Source organism: Siminovitchia fortis, from assembly GCF_003605365.2.
GTDB classification, from domain to species: domain Bacteria; phylum Bacillota; class Bacilli; order Bacillales; family Bacillaceae_C; genus Siminovitchia; species Siminovitchia fortis.
Window position 1 is genome coordinate 1 of the sequence record NZ_QYTU02000014.1, and the last position, 16,143, is coordinate 16,143.

The 16,143-nt window shown below is 45.0% G+C and carries 17 protein-coding genes and 1 riboswitch; of the genes, 15 read left to right on the forward strand and 2 right to left on the reverse strand.

The window, feature by feature from the left end; genetic code table 11:
• Positions 1-449 (reverse strand): arginase family protein (locus D4N35_RS07875; protein WP_208646283.1); only part of this gene is annotated, 449 nt, incomplete at its 3' end.
• A gap of 327 nt (positions 450-776) precedes the next feature.
• The gene (locus D4N35_RS07880) at positions 777-2,174 is read right to left on the reverse strand and encodes a sigma-54 interaction domain-containing protein (protein ID WP_430722748.1); all 1,398 of its coding nucleotides are present in this window, start codon (positions 2,172-2,174) and stop codon (positions 777-779) included.
• Positions 2,175-2,392: 218 nt separating this feature from the next.
• Between D4N35_RS07880 and D4N35_RS07885 the strand changes: the two genes are divergently transcribed.
• From D4N35_RS07885 to D4N35_RS07955, 15 genes are all read left to right on the forward strand, one after another.
• On the forward strand, positions 2,393-3,247 hold the full coding sequence (locus tag D4N35_RS07885) for a hypothetical protein (RefSeq protein WP_120072218.1): 855 nt from the start codon (positions 2,393-2,395) through the stop codon (positions 3,245-3,247).
• A 192-nt stretch (positions 3,248-3,439) separates the two neighbouring features.
• Positions 3,440-3,524, forward strand: a riboswitch (cyclic di-GMP riboswitch).
• 293 nt (positions 3,525-3,817) lie between these two features.
• Positions 3,818-5,197 (forward strand): VanW family protein, encoded by a 1,380-nt coding sequence (locus tag D4N35_RS07890; RefSeq protein ID WP_164876312.1) that lies wholly within the window; start codon positions 3,818-3,820, stop codon positions 5,195-5,197.
• Between the two features lie 20 nt (positions 5,198-5,217).
• Complete coding sequence (locus D4N35_RS07895; RefSeq protein ID WP_120072222.1) at positions 5,218-6,873, forward strand: GspE/PulE family protein; 1,656 nt, start codon at positions 5,218-5,220, stop codon at positions 6,871-6,873.
• Positions 6,874-6,884: 11 nt separating this feature from the next.
• Positions 6,885-7,928: a type IV pilus twitching motility protein PilT gene (locus D4N35_RS07900; RefSeq protein ID WP_120072224.1), complete on the forward strand. Its 1,044-nt coding sequence runs from the start codon at positions 6,885-6,887 to the stop codon at positions 7,926-7,928.
• Positions 7,928-9,142 carry a type II secretion system F family protein gene (locus D4N35_RS07905; RefSeq protein WP_120072226.1) on the forward strand — a complete coding sequence of 405 codons (1,215 nt, stop codon included), beginning with the start codon at positions 7,928-7,930 and terminating at the stop codon, positions 9,140-9,142. The genes D4N35_RS07900 and D4N35_RS07905 overlap by 1 nt, the downstream gene beginning before the upstream one ends.
• Positions 9,143-9,249: 107 nt before the next feature.
• On the forward strand, positions 9,250-9,696 hold the full coding sequence (locus D4N35_RS07910) for a type II secretion system protein (RefSeq protein ID WP_120072334.1): 447 nt from the start codon (positions 9,250-9,252) through the stop codon (positions 9,694-9,696).
• 76 nt (positions 9,697-9,772) lie between these two features.
• On the forward strand, positions 9,773-10,531 hold the full coding sequence (locus D4N35_RS07915) for a prepilin peptidase (RefSeq protein WP_120072228.1): 759 nt from the start codon (positions 9,773-9,775) through the stop codon (positions 10,529-10,531).
• Between the two features lie 24 nt (positions 10,532-10,555).
• Positions 10,556-11,551 (forward strand): type IV pilus biogenesis protein PilM, encoded by a 996-nt coding sequence (gene pilM, locus D4N35_RS07920; RefSeq protein ID WP_164876313.1) that lies wholly within the window; start codon positions 10,556-10,558, stop codon positions 11,549-11,551.
• A complete protein-coding gene (locus D4N35_RS07925) occupies positions 11,552-12,175 on the forward strand; it encodes a PilN domain-containing protein (protein ID WP_120072232.1) in 624 nt (207 codons plus the stop codon).
• On the forward strand, positions 12,168-12,848 hold the full coding sequence (locus D4N35_RS07930; RefSeq protein WP_120072234.1) for a hypothetical protein: 681 nt from the start codon (positions 12,168-12,170) through the stop codon (positions 12,846-12,848). The genes D4N35_RS07925 and D4N35_RS07930 overlap by 8 nt, the downstream gene beginning before the upstream one ends.
• 51 nt (positions 12,849-12,899) lie before the next feature.
• Positions 12,900-13,388 carry a type IV pilus modification PilV family protein gene (locus tag D4N35_RS07935; RefSeq protein WP_120072236.1) on the forward strand — a complete coding sequence of 163 codons (489 nt, stop codon included), beginning with the start codon at positions 12,900-12,902 and terminating at the stop codon, positions 13,386-13,388.
• Positions 13,385-13,900 (forward strand): PilW family protein, encoded by a 516-nt coding sequence (locus D4N35_RS07940; protein WP_120072238.1) that lies wholly within the window; start codon positions 13,385-13,387, stop codon positions 13,898-13,900. Before D4N35_RS07935 ends, D4N35_RS07940 begins: the two co-directional genes overlap by 4 nt.
• Entirely contained in the window at positions 13,875-15,587 is a 1,713-nt protein-coding gene (locus D4N35_RS07945; RefSeq protein WP_120072240.1) for a DUF7305 domain-containing protein, read from the forward strand. Before D4N35_RS07940 ends, D4N35_RS07945 begins: the two co-directional genes overlap by 26 nt.
• A gap of 57 nt (positions 15,588-15,644) precedes the next feature.
• The gene (locus D4N35_RS07950; protein WP_120072242.1) at positions 15,645-15,839 is read left to right on the forward strand and encodes an Rpn/YhgA-type helix-turn-helix domain-containing protein; all 195 of its coding nucleotides are present in this window, start codon (positions 15,645-15,647) and stop codon (positions 15,837-15,839) included.
• Positions 15,840-15,893: 54 nt separating this feature from the next.
• Entirely contained in the window at positions 15,894-16,112 is a 219-nt protein-coding gene (locus D4N35_RS07955) for an Rpn/YhgA-type helix-turn-helix domain-containing protein (RefSeq protein ID WP_120072244.1), read from the forward strand.
• Positions 16,113-16,143 lie beyond the last annotated feature (31 nt).

A 16,143-nucleotide genomic window follows, 5' to 3' on the forward strand; every position in this document is an offset into this window, starting at 1 on the left:
GTGTCGCCATGGGAATCAAAATGGACGAGCGCGATTTTGCCGTATCTTTTATGGAAAGCACGAAGGTTGCCCAATGTGATCGAATGGTCTCCCCCCATAATGACAGGGATGACATTTTTCTCAAGCAGCGGCGTCAGTCCTTCGACCATGCTTTCATAAGTGCGGAGCGCATTTCCCGGAATGACGTTGATATCCCCGTAGTCGACCCCTGAGCAATATTCGAATATATCAATATCCATATCCGGATTGTAGGGACGGAGAAGGACGGAAAAATCACGAATATGCTGGGGGCCGAACCGCTGTCCTGTCCGGTTGGATGCTGCCGTGTCAAAAGGAACGCCAAGTACAGCGAAATCTATATCGTCAGTCGTTCTAACCTGCTCTAATCTCATAAAAGTCCTGTTTCCCACGAAACGGGGAGATTGTGATGAGTCTTTCGGTTTATACATATAATATTCCTCCTAAAATCCATTCTGCAGATGTTTCGTTTTTATACGAAGCAAAAAACGTGCCAACTATAAAATCCTATTCCTTTTGTTCCTTTTGGATTTTCTAAGAAAAGCGCAAGGCGCGCAGCCTTAGGCGTAAAGCTAGACTACGCTTCCGAAGGCGTAGTTTGCCTTCATCAGCGATTGGCTTAATCCTTGCGCCGATGGCGCCTGAAGCTGGACATATCACATCATCATTCCGTATAGAAACTTTCTTAAACAGCGAGAAAAAAATCCGCATTCGCATCAACAAACGGATTATTGATGCAAATGCGGATTTTGATTCGATTATGAATTAATTCCGTATTTTTGAAGCTTCCTGACGACGCTCGACTGGCTGATCCCAAGATAGTCCGCCATTTCATACGTAGTTTTATATTGTCTGTATGCCCTTTTCAGCCAACGGATTTCCACGTTTTGGATTGCTTCCTGGAGATTTTCCGCCTGCTCGGGGGTCTCTTCTGCTTCTTGTTCATCAGCAACTGAACGGGCCTCCTTCGTATGAAACGGAAGTGCGCTTGGATAAATGATCCGATTTTCTGTCGTAATCACGAGGCGCTCCATTAAATTTTCCAGTTCCCTGACGTTTCCCGGCCAGCTATAGTCGAGCATTTCATGGATCGTCGTCGCATGAAGCACTTTATCCGTTCCATATTTTTCATTGAACATCCCAAGAAAGTACTCGCATAACTGCAGCAGGTCATCCTTCCGCTCCCTTAAAGGAGGAACGGTAATCGGCACAACATTCAGCCGGTAAAAAAGATCTTCGCGGAATGTCCCTTCCTTCACCATCTCTGCCAGATCCCTGTTCGTCGAAGCGATGATTCGAAAATCGATCTGTTTGGGCTGCGTCCCGCCAACCCTTGTCATTTTTTTCTCCTGGATCACTTTCAGCAGCTTGGCCTGAAGGTTTAACGGCAGCTCTCCCACTTCATCAAGAAACAACGTCCCTTTATTGGCCAGCTCTATGAGGCCTGGTTTCCCTTCCTTGTTTGCCCCTGTAAAAGCACCTTTCTCATATCCGAACATTTCGGATTCAAAAAGCGATTCCGGAATAGCGCCGCAGTTCACTTCAATGAAAGCTTCCTTGCTCCGACTGCTTTTTTCATGAATGGCCCTTGCAAAAACATTTTTTCCGACTCCGGATTCACCCAGAAACACAACGGTCGCATCAGACGGAGCCACCCTTTGAATAAGCTGCCAGACATGATTCATCTCTTTACTTTTTAGCACAATGCCATCTGTATGCTGTTCCTTATCCCGTAACTCCTGGATTTCCGACTGATAATATTCCATCTTTGCCCGGAGTTCTTCGTAATCTTCTTTGATCTGCCTGAGCTCGGTCAGATCATGGGAAAAGCTGATGACCCTTATCATTTCGCCGCTTTCGTCAAACACGGGCAGGGCGGTTGCCATGACGGAGCGCCCCGTCAGCGTATGCTGCATGACTTGGACTTCCTTTTTCTCCTGAAGCACCCTTTTGGTAACCGAAGGGGAAAAAACCTCCATCTTTTCAAGTTCGTCCACCGTCTTTCCAATTAACTCTTCATTTTTCATTCCGTAAATGAATTGACAGTTGGGACTGCTCCTCAACACTTTCCCCTGCCCATCCGTGATGACAATATTATCATTAGATGCTTCAAGAATAGCCCTTAATTCCAGCTCACGAATGTCTTCTTCCATCATTTATTATCACTCCCTGCACCAGGGGGCATGCCCCCCCTATCCCTGCAGTCATTTTATCACGAGAGATTTGAATAGTGAAAATGTAGGGGCATATCCGACTTTCTTACTAAGGTGTCGGCAGCCTTTTTCTTTGGGTTCAACAGGAAAAACGGACTATTTTTTATTGTTCAGAAACCTTTTATCCAGTAAACCGTAATTTTTACAAAGGAGGTTTACATATGGCTGCTTCTGATTTGCAAAATGACAAAATGGGTTTCGGATGTATGACGTCGATTTTGGCGGTCTTCGCTTCCATCATTTTTTTCATAAAAGGCTATGCATGGATAGGATGGCTTTGCATAATCCCTACCCTCTTCCTCAATCTCATATCTTTTCTCAAATATTCTAAAGGCATCAAAAGAAATAGAGAAGAACTTTCGAAACAACTGGAAAATCTGAAACCGAAAACCGGCAACTTCAAAGCGGGGCAGACATTCATCTCATCCAACCAATTGACGAAAATCGCCGTGGACGAACAGGCAAAACGGATTTGTATATGGGCGCCTGAAAATCCGGATACTTCAGCAGCCCTGGCGGGAATGGCATATGAAACATTTGAATACGATTACTCTGATATTTTGGCGGTAGAAATGTCAGAAGACGGGGTATCCTTAGGAACCAAATCAAGCCAATCCCAAACAGCCCGTTCCCTATTGGAGGGCTTTATTTCCAAGGCAGACGGCACATTCATCGGCGGTGCGCAGCCGGCTGAAAAAAAGAAAAAGAATGTGGACTCATTGGACTTGACGATCATTGTAAACAGTCCGGCCCGCCCTCTGCATACAATCAACTTTTTTACATTTATAAGCGAAGGCAGTCAGCCTCCGCTGAAAAAAGGCTCCCCGGCCTATCGGGAACATATCAATAGGCTGAGACACTGGTATATGCTGCTAAGCTTTGTTATGCAAGAATCAACCGAGGAGGATAAGCCGGTGCATGAAACTGTGCTAAACGATATCCTTCCTGATATAGATACTTTATCCGCGATGGATGAATTGCTGGAGGAAAGCAAGCGAAGGCAGCAAGGAGGATAAAATTGACGTTTAAATTGCCGGCAGCTGAACATTCGCCGGCAATTTTATATGTTCCCAGGCATAGGAAAGAGGTATTCGGGCGATTTTGACAAATTCATGTAATCGTCTGTTATTTTCTTGAAAATTTTCAAGGAAAATGTTGACAGCTATGACAAAAGTCAGTAATCTAAACCTAAGTGAATAAGACAAAATTCCTATGAAGGAAGCAATGAAGTACGGTCCCATATATGGGCACCTGGGCCGTATGGAGCAAGTGGTGCAACCGGCCTTTCCGAATCTATTTGGAGAGGCCTTTTTTTACTGAGTAAAAAAGTATAAGATGTTTTAGCTTTAAAATTTTGAACAAAGCCTTTTGTTGTCTAGCTCCAGCGCCTATCGACTAGCAGACTTCGCACCTCCTACGATAAGTCAACATCGGCTCGTTCCTCGCCGTGTTTCCTTTATCTCGTCGGAGGCACTCCAGTCTGTACGTCGATGGGCAAGGCGCTTGCGCTTTTCTTATTACAATTTTCTACAAATTTAATTTATAATGAGGTAAATAATGGTAATTGCAGAAGGGCGGTCCGCCATATGTTGAAAAATATATGCAAATACATGTTGATCCTGTCATTGTTGGCATGGCTGCTGCCGCCTGAAATGGCAAAAGCTGCAGGCACCCTGCCCAAGGGAGGAACAATCGCCGGTATCGCTGTAGGCGGCCTTTCATATGAAAAAGCGTATGAGAAAGTGCAGTTGGAAGTGGACTCCTGGCTGACAGAGGCACCGATCCAGGCAGAAGGCACCGATGAAGCCATTTCGATCCCGAGGGACACTTTTCTTTTCGATATTGATAGAACGTTCGATGAATTGGAACAACAGACGAAGCGCCCATGGTACCTTTTTTTCCTGAAGTCTAAGCCTGTCCAGATTCCTCTCCATGTTCAAATAAGCGAAAATCATCAAATTGAATGGCTGGACTATGCTGATGCCGATGCAACACTGCAAAAAGCGAAAGAGGCAGCTGCCACTCTCGGCGACCAGCCTGTAACCATCATTTATAAGGAAGAATCGGAGCTGCCAAAGGGAAAAGTGGCCGAAACAACCTTCCAGATCCCGGATATCTCCCATGTAGAAATCGAGCAGATGGCAGATAAGATTGACGGACAGACCGTTGAACCGGATTCACAGTTTTCATTCATCTCTTCCGTACTGGAAGAAGTTCGCCCGACAGTTTCGCAGGAAGGCGCCAGCTTTTTCGCAACAGCCTTGTATGCTGCAATTTTAAAAACAAATATGGATATTATTGAGCGGCATTCACAAAGGAGCATTCCTTCATACTCTGAAGCCGGAATCGAGGCTGCTGCAGATCTCACGGCAAAAAAAGATTTCATTATATATAATCCAAACTTTCATTCTTATACATTCTCAGCGGAAGTAAAAGAAAACAAGCTTCATATATCTGTAAGCTCCGTAATGAAAGATACAAGCTACGGGTACCAGGTGGAGAACAAAAGCGAAGTGAAGCCACGGACATTGTACCGCTTTAGCTATAAGCTTGCTCCCGGACAGCGCGTCCCTATGGAGTCCGGTCAAAAAGGAATGCAAGTTGAAGTTTACCGTATAAGTTCGGTAAATGGGACTGTTCAGGAAAAAACACTGATCAGCCGTGACTTCTACCCTCCCACCCCGACTATTTTTCTAGTGTCTTCACAGGAGCCGCCTGAAGTGATGGAAGAGGTCAATGGGGAAAATGATGCCAGTCTGGAAGATACGGAGAATCCCGATGGTTCCCCTTCAAAAGGAACTGAGGATTTTGGGAAAGCAGATGAAAAAAAGGAAATGTTAAAAATCATCAATCAAGCGGCGTGCCGGCAGTTTGAGGATCAAACAAAACGGAAATCGTGCGAGCAAATTTTGAAAGACAATGGTTTGACTGAAGATGTTCAGAGCGAAACAGAAACAACAGATTAAAACGCAAAGGGGTGAGCGGAATGTCAAGAAAACGGCTGGGGGATTTACTTGTAGAGTCAGGATTAATCACAGAACAGCAGCTGGAAACGACGCTGCGCCGCAAATCACCGGAGGAAAAGCTCGGGGACGCTCTCTTACAGGAAGGGCATATCACCGAGCAGCAGCTGGCTGAAACACTTGAGCGGCAGCTCGGAATACCAAGGATCAACCTTTACCAATATCCGATGGATCCCGAAGTCATCCAGCTCATTCCGAGGGATCTGGCCAAACGCCATCAGGTCATGCCGATCCGAAAGGAAAATCACAAACTGTTTGTCGCAATGGCCGATCCGATGGATTACTTTGCCATCGAGGAGCTGCGCATGGCGACCGGTTATCAAATCATTCCTGCATTGGCAACGAAAGAAGAGCTTCAGAGGACCATTTCCAAACATTATGATTTGCAGGAATCACTCGATGAGGCGCTGAGCGGATATACAGTGGAAGAAACACTGGATGAAACCGGCATTACGGATGAAGATTCCCCTGTCGTCCGCCTTGTCAACCAGATCATCAACCATGCAGTCACACAAAGGGCAAGTGATATCCACTTTGACCCGATGGAAACTGAGCTGAAGGTCAGGTACCGCATTGACGGGATTTTAAGGACTGAACGTTCTTTGCCAAAGCATATGCAAAACGTCATCATTGCCAGGATCAAGATCATGGGAAATCTGAATATAACAGAAAGCCGCGTGCCGCAGGACGGCCGGATCAAAATGAATGTAAATTTTAAGCCGGTTGATATCAGGCTTTCCACTCTTCCATCCGTTTACGGCGAAAAAATTGTCATGCGGATCTTGGATTTGAGCAATGCATTGGGCGATTTGGAAAACCTTGGGTTCGCAGAAGACAATTTACATAAATTCATTGACATGATTGAAAAACCGAACGGAATTGTCCTGATCACCGGACCGACCGGATCGGGGAAATCATCGACGTTATACGCGGCTTTGAACCGCCTGAACAGCGAAGAAGTGAACATCATTACGATCGAAGACCCGGTTGAATATCAGTTGGATGGTGTCAATCAGGTACAGGTGAACGAGGATATCGGAATGACTTTCGCCAGCGGGCTCCGCTCGATTTTACGGCAGGACCCGGACATCATCATGATCGGAGAAATCCGCGATCTGGAAACCGCACAAATTTCGATCAGGTCTTCCCTGACTGGGCATCTGGTTTTGAGTACGCTTCATACAAACAGTGCTGTCGCCGCCCTGACCCGCCTGATTGATATGGGCATTGAACCGTTCCTGATCTCGTCTTCGCTCACGGGAGTCGTCGCCCAGCGGCTTGTCCGGAGGGTTTGCCGGGATTGCAGCGAGGTGCTCCCTCCGACAGAGCGTGAAAAGGAAATTTTTCAGGCGAGCGGGCTTGAAATCAATTATATCCATAAAGGACGGGGCTGTCCGAGCTGCACAATGACCGGATATCGCGGAAGGATTGCCATTCACGAAGTGCTTACGTTGGACAACCACATACGGGAGCTCATCATGAACGCAGAAAGCTCCTTTAAAATCCGCCAATATGTACAGGAATCGGGCATGAAATTTCTGCTTGCCGACGGCTTGTTGAAAGTGGCCGAGGGATTGACGACGACGGAAGAAGTACTGCGTGTCGCAGCGATGGAATAGGAGGCCTCGATATGCCATATGAAATAAACGATTTGTTGAAAAAAGCATACGCAGACGGTGCTTCCGACCTTCATATTTCAGTGGGATCACCGCCTGTTTACCGATTGAACGGATCTCTCCGCCCTTACGGGGAGGTCAGGCTGACGCCCGGAGTCACGGAAATCATGGCGAAAACCGTTATGCCGGAAGCTGATTGGAAAAAGTTGATGGAAAGCGGGGAAATCGATTTTTCTTACAGCATTGAAGATGTGGCACGCTATCGGATCAATGTGTTTTACGAACGCGGACAGATCAGTTTTGCAGCGCGTGTCATCCCGATGGAAATCCCGACGATTGAGCAGTTGAAAATGCCGGCAATTCTGCAGGAACTGGCCCAAAAGCCGCAAGGATTGATTTTGGTTACGGGGCCTACCGGTTCGGGGAAATCGACGACGCTAGCTGCGATGATCGATTACGTGAACCGCAATTTTGCAAAGCATATCGTGACTTTGGAAGATCCCATTGAGTATGTACATCGCCACCGGATGTCAATTGTCCATCAGAGGGAGATCGAATCGGATACAAGAAGTTTTTCGACCGGCCTGCGGGCTTCACTCCGCCAGGATCCGGATGTCATTTTAGTCGGGGAAATGCGAGATCTCGAAACGATATCCACTGCCATCACGGCAGCGGAGACGGGACATTTGGTCATGGCGACATTGCATACCAATAATGCGCCGCAGACGATCAACCGGATCATCGACGTATTCCCGCCGCACCAGCAAAAGCAGATCCGGATTCAGCTTTCAGCTGTCTTGGAAGGAATCATTTCCCAGCGGCTTTTTAAAAAGACGGACGGCTCGGGCAGGGTTGCCGCTACGGAAATTATGCTCAACCTCCCTTCGGTTGCCAATCTGATCCGGAACGAAAAGGTGGAGCAGATCCAAAACATCATGCAGACGAGCCGGTCCCAAGGCATGCATACACTGGATATGTCGATCAGTCAATTGCTGGCGTCGGGCCTCATCTCGCCTGAGACCGCCAGGCCATACATGGCAAACGCGGGTGGATTTTAATGCCGGTATACAAATTTGTCGGCCGCACTATGAAAGGGGCGGTCAAGCGCGGAACGATCGAAAGCGACAATCGGAACCAAGCCATCAAGCAGCTTCGTGAAAAAGGCATCAGTCCCCGTGAAGTGAACGAAACGAAAGCGACTATCTTCAACAAGAATATTTCTCTTGGGGGAAAAAATGTCAAAAATCAGCATTTTGTCGTGTACTGCCGCCAATTTGCAACGCTGATCCGCGCGGGGATTTCCATCGTGGATTCGACTCATATTTTAGCGGAACAGACGGAAAGCAAAGGCTTGGCAAACGCTTTGCGAGAGGTTGAAACGGAAATTCGGGGCGGCGTCGCTTTTTCAGATGCGGTGCAAAAGCATCCAAAGATCTTCCCGGCGATTTTCATCAACATGGTGAGGGCCGGCGAGATGACCGGTAACCTGGACGAAACGTTGGACAGGCTTGCCTCCTACTACGAAAAGCAATACAACTTGAAGAAAAAGATCCAGTCAACGATGGCTTATCCGATCGTGTTGATGGTACTGATTGTGGCGGTTGTCATTTTCCTTATGCTGTCAATCGTGCCGAACTTCACGTCCATGTTCGAGCAGTTTGGAGGAGACCTCCCTGCCATAACGAAATTTGTCGTGATGGTAAGTGATTGGATCCAGCAGCTTTGGTGGCTTGGCCTGATCTTTGTTGCAGGTATAACAGCGGCATTCCTGTTTTTATATAGAAGCAATAAGGAATTCAACTATTCCGTTCACGTGGCATTGCTGAAGATGCCGATTTTCGGGGCGTTACTGCAAAAGGCGGCGATTGCAAGAATGACGCGGACACTTTCATCGCTGTTTGCAAGCTCCGTCCCGATTTTGCAGGCACTCGATATTGTTGAAAAAGTGGCCGGGAACCCTGTCGTGGGACGGGTCGTCCGCGAATCCCGCAACAATTTGGAAAAAGGAAGCCCCCTTTCCGATCCATTGAAAAAAAGCTGGGTCTTCCCTCCTCTTGTCTCACATATGACAGCCATCGGGGAGCAGACAGGATCGCTCGATTACATGCTCGCCAAAATCGCCGACTTCTACGAGGACGAAGTCGAGCGGAGCGTCGACTCATTGAAATCACTCATCGAGCCGGTCATGATCGTAACATTGGCAACCGTCGTCGGATTCATCGTTCTGTCCATCATGATTCCGATGTTCACGATCTTTACCGAAATTCAATAAGGGCAATGTACTTTAAGGAGGTGATGGATAAGAGAGCTGGACGAAGTGCGCAGTTATTTATAAATTCTTATCCTATCAGACTATCAAATTATATTGGGGGCAATTTTATGAAAAAACTATTAACTAGATTTAAAAAGGACCAGCGTGGTTTGACACTTGTTGAACTGTTGGCGGTTGTCGTTATCTTGGCGATTGTTGCGGCGATTGCATTTGTAATGATCGGGAAAGTTATTGAGAATTCAAAGAAAGATGCTGTCGTTGCAGATGCCCAGCAAATGATTGCTGCTGCTAAATTATATGAAGCTAATGTTGATGAAGTAGGTACAACAGGGGTAACTGCTAAAGCCCTAAGTGATGAAGGGTTCCTTGGGGCGCTAACTGATCCCTGGACAAAAGACGCGTATGGAGAAACTGCTCTTAGTGGCTTCAAAGTAACAAAGGATGACAGCAATGTATACAGAGTTACATTGACAGGCAATGCAAAATGTAACATTAATAATCAAACAGAGGCAGATCTTAACAAAGATGGACGTAAAGTTTGTAATAAAGATTAAAATTAATTAGTTTTAACTAACAACTTTGCTCTCACGCCATGTCAATTAATAATTTTCCTTGCAAAGGACGATGGGAATGCTCAATCTACTTTTATACAGCTACTTGTTCATAATCGGTCTTGTTTTCGGCTCGTTTTTCAATGTGGTCGGCATTCGTACGGCTGATGGCGAGTCAATCGCAGCACCGCGTTCCCATTGTCCCCGCTGCAATCATTATTTGACGGCCTCGGAGTTGATTCCGGTCGTCTCTTATCTTTTGCAAAATGGGCGCTGCAAAAACTGCGGCTCCCCCATTTCTATCAGATATCCGCTGTTTGAATTGCTCACAGCATGTCTTTTTACGATTTCGCCCATGGTGGCGGGATGGTCAAAGGATTTGCTGGTTGTCCTTTTGCTAGTTTCGCTCGTCGTGATTGTTACTGTTTCAGATACGTATAAGATGCTCATTCCCAATCGTGTCCTATTATTCTTTTTCCCGGTCATGGTCATCGTCCGGCTCTTCATTCCGACAACCCCGTGGTGGGACGCCTACGCCGGGGCATTGCTCGGGTTTGCCCTGCTGCTCCTCATCGCTGTTGCCAGCAAAGGCGGGATGGGCGGTGGCGACATCAAATTGTTTGCCGTTCTGGGGCTGTTTTTAGGGATAAAAGGAACAGTCCTGACACTTGTATTGGCAGCAATTCTGGGCCTGCTCTATGCTCTTGTTTTACTCGCAGCTAAAAAACTCAACCGGAAAGAGCCGATACCTTTCGGACCTTTTATCGGGGCAGCCGCCCTGATAAGCTATGTGTATAGCGAATCAATCTGGGCTTCATATTTGAATCTATTAACCTAGGAGTTCAGGCAGGAGATGTACACCATGTTATCCTTTGGAAAATCAAAGAAATTCGCCAACATTGTCATCGACGATTACGTGATCCGCGTTGTTGAAAGCAACGGACCGCAATTGTTGAACGTGAAGCAGTTAAAAGAAAGGCCTATTCCCGCTGAGCTTATTGAACAAGGCAGGATTGCCGATGAAATCAAATTTTTCGACTTCATGAAGCAGCTCGTGCGGGATTGGAAATTGAAGCATTTGAATGTTCGCTTCTACGCACCCGAGTCACTTGTCATCATGCGGCAAGTGGAATATCCGGCCCATTTGAACGGAAACGAAGTCACCGACCACTTTACGTTCGAACTGGGCCAAAGCATTCATCTGCCGTTTGAAAATCCTGTTTTTGATATCCATCCAATGCCGGAAGGCGAACAGGCAAACGGAAGGAAAAAAGCAACATTGTTCGCGGCTCCGGAAGAAGAAATAAGCAAGTTCACCCATATTTTTACCGATGTACATCTTCAGCCGAAAGTCGTGGACGTCCGCCCGCTGGGGATTTACCGCTACTTCCATCACTTGGATAAAGACAGGCCGGGAGAAGTGTACCTATTCTTTGAACTGAATATGCTCTCCCTTAACATCAGCATTTTTTCAGATAACCGGCTGGAATTCTCCAGATTCCAGCCGCTGGATCTTGATCCTAACCACTTAAGCTACTCATTGAAAGACGAAGATCTATTCAATTGGAGCTATTCCGGGGATGAATCATTCCTGGAGCGCCTGCTCGACGATCAGATCAGCGAGCTTGATAGAATCATGGGCTTTTACCGCTACTCACTGTATAAAGGAGAGAAAAACGTTTCTCAGATCATCATGACAGGAGACCATCCCCTTTTGGAAAATGTAAAACAAAAAATTGAACAGCAGTACGGGCTTCCCGTCACACTTTTAAAGGCATATTTAGCGCCCTCCGGGGACAAAGAAACAGAAATAAGATTTGTTCCGGCACTCGGGCTTGTGCTCAAGGAGGGAGAATAGATGCTTCCTGATATAAACCTTCTGCCAAAGTACAAGAGAGAACGGTCCCTATTGTATATTTTATTTCTTGCCGGATTAATCCTGGCCATCCTTTTTACAGGCTTCCTTGGGTATCAATACATCACTGTACATAATGAGCTGAAGGAAACCAACGAGCAAAACAAAGAGTTGACTAAACAAAAGGAAACCCTGCAAGTGCAAACAGCCGAACAGGAGTCCAATCAAAAAGAGGCAATGAGAGAAGCGGTTGCCTATGCCGAAAAATATGTCATTCCTACGTCCAAATTGATCGATCAATTGATGACATTCCTTCCGACAACAGGATATATGAGCCAATACAATTACAACGAAGGGGAAGTCGTGATTGAATCCCACTTTGAGACAATGACAGACGCTTCATCCTATATGGCCAAGCTTAATGCTTCCGATTTTATAAAAAATCCTATTGTGAATCGCCTCGAAACTTTTGAGCTGGAAGCGCCCGAAGCGAATGCGGACTCCGAAGATGAAGCGGACAATCAAGCGGAATTAAGTATATTCGAACTGCTTCCGCGCTATCAGGTCACCTACTCCTTTGAAATCAATCCTGCCCAGTTAAAAAAGGAGACCGAAGAAAATGAATAATCTTTTTGAAGAAAAAAGGACACTGTTTCTGCTTTTATTATGCCTGGTCTTCCTGGGTCTCCTGGCATTGTACTTGTTCTTTCTTCAGCCCCTGTCCGCTGAATTGCAGAACACAAGAAATATGAATGCCTCGTTGGAATCGGAGTTAGCAGTCCTTGAAGCGAAGAAGGATCCCGAATCTGGTCAGGATATCGATACACTTTTACTGCAGAAAAAAGTGCCCCTGAACCCTGAGCTGGAAAAGCTTTTGCTAACATTCCAGCAGATCGAGCAGACAAGCGGAAGCCGGATTGAAGAAGTCGATTTTCTTTACGACGGAAGCGAGCCGGAGTTTGATTTCGTAAAGGAAGAAGATGAGGAGAGCAACAGAGTCGAACAGGATTCAACAAACGAAAAAGAGCCTTCATCCTCAGAGAAGACATCCAGCGAAAACAGTGAGGACACCGAAAAACCGGATAAACTTCATTTAGTTACGGCAAAGTTGAACGTCCTCTCCCCTGATCACGAACACTTTATTCATTTTTTACGTGAAATTGAAAAACTTGAAAGGGTTACACGGGTGGATCAGTTGCAAGTAAACAAACCGACGGAGCAAGTACTGGATTTCCATGAAAAACCGGACAAGACTGTATCCTTCACTGTTGATGTTACAACCTTTTATTATGAAAAATAGGTGTTCCGAAATCGGGGCACTTTTTTAAAATAGGCAGAATGGGTGATTTTGATGAAAGTATCAGAAGTTGAAATTTCAAATGAACATGGTGTGACACTCGTGGAGCTGCTAGCTTCAATCGTATTGATTACACTCATTTTGACTACTTTCATCACCATCTTTATCCAATCAGCCAAAACATATAAGACATCGGAAAATATAATTGACGCCACTTATGTAGCGCAAGCGGAAATGGAGAAGATTTATGCTGTGAGCGTCATAACCAATTATGGGGAAAGAAAGAATGCAATGATCTCCAAGCCGTTGGAATATCATTACTTGGGAAAAGAAGGAAATTGGCTGGTTTACGAAAAAACTGAAGATACCTACACAATTAAAATCAAGCTCGAGGAAAAACGGATAGAAATAAATATTGATGATGACAAACCGCCGATAGAAAGTGATATGAACCAAATTATCGTTGAAGCATTTGATGGTCCCGAACAAAAAGAAAGAGCCAAGATGCAAGGTATTCTTCATTGGGGGATTGATCGACAATGAGGAAGCTGCTCAATAACGGAAAAGGACTGACTCTTGTCGAAGTTCTGGCTGTCTTTGTCATTGGTGTTATTGTCCTGATTCTTATGACTGGTGTTGTAACATCCATTCAGAAGCAGTATAAGAAACAGTCCTCGGAAACGGGGAATTTATTTGAGGAGACCTATGCTGCAAAAGTGATTACAAAGGATGTCAGGGAAGCTGTGTCAGGTAAAGTCTGGATTTCTTCTGATGGTAAATCACTTGAAATAAAAAAAGTCGATGAGACAACCAAGTATTTTTTTCATGAGCCTGCAAAGACAATTGAAAAAAACGGTGTTCCTCTAAGCAAAAATATAAAGAAGTTTTGCGTATCTTTGCCGGATGATGATCCGTGTTCAAATGAATTAGAGGAAATGAATTTAATTGAAGTTGACCAGTTTAAACTGACAATAATCAGCCTTTCAGATAAAAAACTCGAGACAATAATCACCATAAGGAGCGGTGATAATGATGAAGAAGCAGAGACGAAATAAACATTATTTAAACGAGTCGGGCTATTCCCTTGTTGGTGTATTATTGCTGGTTGTTCTTATTTCCGTTTTGGGCTTAGGCCTGCTAACCGTGACAACAACTTCTGTCCAAACCACAACAAGCGAGCGCAGCGACCAATCGGCTTTTTACATTGCGGAGGCGGGGGCTACCGTGAAAATGGCAGAAATAGAAGAAATCGTCGCTGAGGAGGTCCAGGAGTTTGAAAAGACGAAAGATCAAAAAGATGAGAATGACATAAGTAGTAAAATCTATCATTTTTATGATGTCCTAACCGACAGGTTAATAGAATCGAAAAAGTCAACGGAAGAATACGGTTTGAACTTCGAAGAAACCTTTGGTAAGCCTGCCGAATTTGATGTTTCTACCAATGAAGACGGCGATGTTCAGATTAACAGCAAAGAACTTAAAGGCAGCAAGCAATTCAAAATCATCTCCACTGGTGCGATCGGCAACCAAAAAAGAACGGTTGAACAAGTGTTCACGGTCGAGTATGTGCCGGCTAAAGGTGGAAGTGGCGATGGTGGCGGCGGGGGCGGTGACGATAACACTGGAGGGCCGCAAATCGTTCCGTGTATGGCGGCGTATGTGAATGATACTATTAGAATGACCGACGGCGCTTATATTAAAGGCGATTTTACTAATGATGAAGATAAATGCGGAGTTCAGGCTGGAAGTATAGGTACAAGGAAGGCCGGCGCTGGAAGTATTACAGTCAGTGGCGGCCCCACTATAGAAGGATCGATTTATGTGCCGCCAGGTTCAGAAGGCAATGCTTTAACTGGAGACTCAGAAACAATAAGGAAATTGCCTAAACCTGCAGGAAAAGATATGGGAGAGCTGCCAAAGCTGCCTGATTTTCCACCGATTCCTGAAAATTATATGATTCCTCCGAATAAGGAAGTACAAAAGGATGGAAATAAACATCTTGTAATAGATAGCGGGAACATATTAGTCACACACTATGCTGCTAATAACTATGTCTTAGAAATGGAAAATCATATTAAACTTGACAAAATTGAAGTTAATAGTGATAGAAAATTATATATTGATACAAAAAAATCCAATAAGGAAATTGTCGTAAAGGATTTAAATATCACTAATGGACATATCTTCATAAAAGGCGAAGGCAAACTAACCATTTATGTTGAGAATTCAATTACCATGGGAAGCGGCAGCTCTATTAACAAAGATGGAGAAGTAAAACAGCTGAATGTCTTTTTAAAAGGATCCCACGACCCAAAAAACCCTAAAACATTAAAACTCGGCGGAGATCAAAAAATCTTTGGATCTTTATATGCAGAGGATGCGAATATTGAATTTGGCGCTGGCGGTGGATTTCAAGGTAATTTATTAACTGGAGGGAAAAGTATCAAACTATCCGGCGGTTCCAGAACCACCTCCGCACTGGTATTGGCACCAAATGCCAACGTGGAGCTCTCGGAAGGGGGCATGGTTACAGGCGCAGTCATTGCACAGTCGTTAAATATGAAAGGTGGCGCAGGTATCACCTACAAAAAAATAAAATTGCCTATTTTCGGTGGACCCGGCGACAATTCCGATTCGGATGAGGGTAAGGTTGAAGATCCGGATCTTGATCCTGGTGAAGGTAGGAATAAAGGGTCATTTAAGGTGACTAAGAAGGCTTTAAGAGAGCAATCGCCACGATAACTTAGTCCAAACTATGTCACAAACTTAAAATTAAATGAAGAAGAGGAGGAAAAACTGATGGAAGAAGTCAAAAAGCTGCCGGAAGCGGATGAAATTTTTGAACTTCCGATTTCGTATGAAGAAAAGGGAAAATTAGAAGGAAAAAGGGAAGTTGCCCGCCGAATGCTAAATAAAGGATTATCCGTAAACTTAATCGCTGAAGTTACCCAGCTGAATAAAGAAGAGATTGAAAAGCTTCGCAAGGAACTGTGACCCCTTCCCATTTTCTAATATGAAAACCTTTTGATTTAGCTGAGGAGGAAAACAGTGGAAAAATCTGAAAAACAGCCCTTTGAGAATGAAATTATGGAATTGCCCATTTCATATGAAGAAAAAGGAAAGGCGATTGGACGTGAAGAAGGAAGAATGGAAGGAAAGAAAGAAATAGCACTCCAAATGCTGCAAAAAGGTCTGTCCATAGATTTGATTGTTGAAATTACTCAATTGGATAAAGAGGAAATCGAAAAACTTCGAGACAAACTATGAGGCCCTGTCAAAAATAGGAGGACATTGCCAC

Excerpts from the sequence above, each read along its gene's own strand:
- D4N35_RS07915 (WP_120072228.1), top strand. The coding sequence starts at position 9,773 with ATGCTCAATCTACTTTTATACAGCTACTTGTTCATAATCGGTCTTGTT.
- D4N35_RS07930 (WP_120072234.1), top strand. The coding sequence starts at position 12,168 with ATGAATAATCTTTTTGAAGAAAAAAGGACACTGTTTCTGCTTTTATTA.
- pilM (WP_164876313.1), top strand. The coding sequence starts at position 10,556 with ATGTTATCCTTTGGAAAATCAAAGAAATTCGCCAACATTGTCATCGAC.
- D4N35_RS07935 (WP_120072236.1), top strand. The coding sequence starts at position 12,900 with ATGAAAGTATCAGAAGTTGAAATTTCAAATGAACATGGTGTGACACTC.
- D4N35_RS07925 (WP_120072232.1), top strand. The coding sequence starts at position 11,552 with ATGCTTCCTGATATAAACCTTCTGCCAAAGTACAAGAGAGAACGGTCC.
- D4N35_RS07885 (WP_120072218.1), top strand. The coding sequence starts at position 2,393 with ATGGCTGCTTCTGATTTGCAAAATGACAAAATGGGTTTCGGATGTATG.
- D4N35_RS07895 (WP_120072222.1), top strand. The coding sequence starts at position 5,218 with ATGTCAAGAAAACGGCTGGGGGATTTACTTGTAGAGTCAGGATTAATC.
- D4N35_RS07900 (WP_120072224.1), top strand. The coding sequence starts at position 6,885 with ATGCCATATGAAATAAACGATTTGTTGAAAAAAGCATACGCAGACGGT.
- D4N35_RS07910 (WP_120072334.1), top strand. The coding sequence starts at position 9,250 with ATGAAAAAACTATTAACTAGATTTAAAAAGGACCAGCGTGGTTTGACA.
- D4N35_RS07950 (WP_120072242.1), top strand. The coding sequence starts at position 15,645 with ATGGAAGAAGTCAAAAAGCTGCCGGAAGCGGATGAAATTTTTGAACTT.
- D4N35_RS07945 (WP_120072240.1), top strand. The coding sequence starts at position 13,875 with ATGATGAAGAAGCAGAGACGAAATAAACATTATTTAAACGAGTCGGGC.
- D4N35_RS07890 (WP_164876312.1), top strand. The coding sequence starts at position 3,818 with ATGTTGAAAAATATATGCAAATACATGTTGATCCTGTCATTGTTGGCA.
- D4N35_RS07880 (WP_430722748.1), bottom strand. The coding sequence starts at position 2,174 with ATGATGGAAGAAGACATTCGTGAGCTGGAATTAAGGGCTATTCTTGAA.
- D4N35_RS07940 (WP_120072238.1), top strand. The coding sequence starts at position 13,385 with ATGAGGAAGCTGCTCAATAACGGAAAAGGACTGACTCTTGTCGAAGTT.
- D4N35_RS07905 (WP_120072226.1), top strand. The coding sequence starts at position 7,928 with ATGCCGGTATACAAATTTGTCGGCCGCACTATGAAAGGGGCGGTCAAG.